3 protein-coding genes are annotated in these 3,187 nt (G+C 64.3%); 1 reads left to right on the top strand and 2 read right to left on the bottom strand.

Annotated elements, in window-relative coordinates:
- Window positions 1-33: 33 nt before the first annotated feature.
- Window positions 34-396, bottom strand: a complete 363-nt coding sequence (locus ACLEJU_RS28560) for a hypothetical protein (RefSeq protein ID WP_060513271.1) — start codon at window positions 394-396, stop codon at window positions 34-36.
- Between the two features lie 17 nt (window positions 397-413).
- A complete protein-coding gene (gene iacA, locus ACLEJU_RS28565) occupies window positions 414-1,583 on the bottom strand; it encodes an indole-3-acetate monooxygenase (protein ID WP_110638217.1) in 1,170 nt (389 codons plus the stop codon).
- A gap of 518 nt (window positions 1,584-2,101) precedes the next feature.
- Between iacA and ACLEJU_RS28570 the strand changes: the two genes are divergently transcribed.
- Window positions 2,102-3,025: a LysR family transcriptional regulator gene (locus ACLEJU_RS28570; protein WP_435425666.1), complete on the top strand. Its 924-nt coding sequence runs from the start codon at window positions 2,102-2,104 to the stop codon at window positions 3,023-3,025.
- Window positions 3,026-3,187 lie beyond the last annotated feature (162 nt).

A 3,187-nucleotide genomic window follows, 5' to 3' on the forward strand; every position in this document is an offset into this window, starting at 1 on the left:
AGGAATCAGGTTGGTCACGGCATAGTCCTCGAATCAGGCGCGCTGGATGATCAGTTCGCGGCCGACACGGGCCTCGACCTTGGCGTAGCGCCACAGCTTGTACGGCCCCTCGCCCACTGCGGTGGTGCGGAACAGGTTGCAGGCGGCGTGCACGGTCTCGATGTCCGGCACGTCGGCCAGCAGGTAGGTGGTCCAGGGGAAGCCGTCGGACGGGCCGACCATGCTCTGGTCGTCATCCATGTTGCCCAGCACGTCGACCCCGGCCAGGTCGTGGATGCCGTTCCACATCGCGCTGAACGCGGCCCACACCTGCAGTTGCTCCTCGCGCGGGGCGTCGAAGAAGTTCTGGTTGATGCCCATGCAGAACAGCACACGCAAGGCTTTCTTATCGCTCATGTCAGTAATCCCGAAAGTTACAGGTAGCCCGGCAGGGGCTGTTTGCCGAAGAACATTGCCCCGGCGTTCTGGTAGGTGACGTCGCCCATGAAGGCGTGCTGGGTGACCACTTGCGCGTCGTTGACGCAGCGGGCCAGCGGGCTTTCGTTGTAGATGCCGGTCATGCCCGAGAGCATCTGCGCGCTGCGCGCCACTTCGGCGGCCACGCGCGCGGCATGGGTGGAAGACAGGCGCAGCAGGTTGGTGACCTCGACCGGTACCGGGTCGCCGGCCAGCACGTGTTCCCAGGCCTGTTCGATGGACTCGTAGAAGAACGCCCGCGCCGAACGCAGCGCCGCCTCGGCCTTGGCCACGTCGACCTGGGCCAGCGGGCGGTCGGCCAGCGCCGGGGCGCCAGTAACCGAGATGCGCCCGCTGGCCATGCCCGACAGTTCGTCCAGCGCGGCGCGGGCAATGCCTAAGCCGACCACCGAAAGCACCTGGGTGGCGAATGACAGCGACGGGTAGCGGAAGAACGGCTCGTCGAGGTTCGGCTTGCCACCGCGGACGAAGGTCCACTGCTCGCCAACCACCACATCCTCGACCAGCAGGTCGTGGCTGCCAGTGCCGAGCAGGCCGACGGTGTCCCAGGTTTCCTCGATGCGCGCCTGGCTGCGCGGCAGCACCGCCAGGCGCGGCAGGTCGAGCTTGTCGCCGTTGCGCGGGGCGATGCCGACACCGACGATGTCGGCGCCCATGGAGCCGCTGGAGTACTTCCAGCGGCCGTTGACCTTGAAGCCGCCAGACACGATCTCGGCCGGTTGTGGCGGGAAGATCCCACCGGCGAACACGGTGTCGGGGCTGTTGCCGTAGATCTCGGCGATGGTCTCCAGCGGCAGCGCCGCCAGGTACACCGGGCTCATGCCGAAGCTGGCGACCCAGCCGGCCGAGCCGTCGGCATGGGAAATGCGCTCGATCATTTCGCAGAAGGCACCCGGCGAGCACTCCAGCCCGCCAAAGCGTTTCGGTACCAGGGCGCGGTATACGCCATGGGCCTTGAAGGCATCGATCACGTCGCGGGAAATGTGGCGCTGGCGATCGAACTCACCGAGGCGGGCACGGTCCCGTACTCCGTCAAGCAAGGCCTCGAAGGCAGGGCCAGAGGCGAGCGCCGACACAGGCGCGGCACGCAGGCAAAGCGAATCCATGGACATTCTCCGTCTCAGGCGCGGTTTTTGTGTTGTTTGGCAGGCGGCGAAATGGCCAGGCTCGGCAAGGGCGAGCAGCGGCCACGCAGGGGGGCAAAGGCTGGGTCGGGCGGCATGGTTCTGTCTCTCTTGTTTTGGGTGCCGGTGACAAAAATTTGCGGTCGATTACGTGAATTGTCAATTGAATTTTCACGCTAAAAAATCTCGCAACTGCTTCATTGACCACCCTTAATTTCAACAAAAAACAGACTATCCTATTGATTAATAACAATTTTTAGAGGTATCGAGGGCCCTGAGAAATCGACGAAAAAAACTAACCCTGCACGGTGTTATACCGAAAAATTTTTAGTCGACTTTTCACATGATTCCGGAGAGAAAAAAGCTGGTGTAGGATGGCCGGGCAAGGAGCGCCACAAGGCCGGCCACCAGAGCCGACCCGATAAAAACAACAGCAAGCGCCCCGCCAGGATCGATGGGGACACGCCAATGCCTGCCGTGACTACCCCGAGGTCGAGGTCATGCCCACCCGCCACATCGACTTGCAGGATCATCGCCTGCGCTATCTGCACCTGAGCCACGACAAGGGCTCCATGCGCGCCGCCGCCGAAGCATTGGGCGTCGCCACTTCATCGGTCAGCCGGCAGATCGCCCGGCTGGAGGAGGAACTGGACATCGAACTGGTCCGCCCCGGCACCCACCGCATCAGCCTGACGGCTGCCGGCGAAGCCGCCGTGGACTACTACGTCGAGCGCATCCGCCAGCACACCCAGCTGGTCAACCGCCTGGATCAGCTGCGCGGTCAGCAGCAGGCCTCGACCGTGATCGCCATTGGCGAAGGCCTGCTGGGTGCCCGGGCGATCAATTCGCTGCAGGGGTTTCTGCATGCCCATGGCGCGCACAAGGCCGAGATCATCAGCGCACCTTCGCTGGAGGTGCAGCGCCGGGTGCTGGCCGATGAGGCGCACCTGGGGGTGATCTTCGCTCCCAGCGCCACCGCCCGCCTGACCCGCCTGTACAGCCTGGCCCAGCCGCTGCGCATGATCGTGCACCGCGACAGCCGCCTGGCCGCGCGGACCACGGTCAGCCTGGAAGACGTGGCACGTGAATCGCTGGTGCTGCCGGGCGCCGACTTCCGCGTGCGCGAACTGGCGGATGCGGCGTGCAAGGACCAACCATTCGCCATCGTGCCCACGCTCACTTCCAATTCGCTGGCGGTGATTCTCGACTTCGTCCGCTCCGGCCTGGGCGCCACCTTGCTGGCCGAACTGCCGATCATCGATGAGCTCAAGAACGGCACGTTCAAGGCACTGGCGATCGATTGCCCGGCGATGAATGCGACCGATATCCAGATCGTCACCCGCCGCGGGCGCACGCTGGACGGGCTGAGCCGCGAGCTGGCCACAGAGATGGCCAGGGCGGTGCGCGTGGCGGCCAGCGCCTAGTAGGACATGAGATTGCTGGGGGCTGCTTTGCGGCCCCAAAGTTGTTGCACAAAACGCAACGACATTGCCCACCGCTGTCATTGAGCCCCTCCCCCCTGCCCTTTACGTTGCTCCCATAAGAAATCGCCCTCCATAGGTGACCCCGTGAGCAACCTGATCCCC

It is taken from the genome of Pseudomonas sp. SMN11, assembly GCF_052041945.1.
In the GTDB taxonomy this organism is placed as follows: Bacteria; Pseudomonadota; Gammaproteobacteria; order Pseudomonadales; family Pseudomonadaceae; genus Aquipseudomonas.

Coding starts and splice junctions, on each gene's coding strand:
- ACLEJU_RS28560 (WP_060513271.1), bottom strand. CDS start 396: ATGAGCGATAAGAAAGCCTTGCGTGTGCTGTTCTGCATGGGCATCAAC.
- iacA (WP_110638217.1), bottom strand. CDS start 1,583: ATGGATTCGCTTTGCCTGCGTGCCGCGCCTGTGTCGGCGCTCGCCTCT.
- ACLEJU_RS28570 (WP_435425666.1), top strand. CDS start 2,102: ATGCCCACCCGCCACATCGACTTGCAGGATCATCGCCTGCGCTATCTG.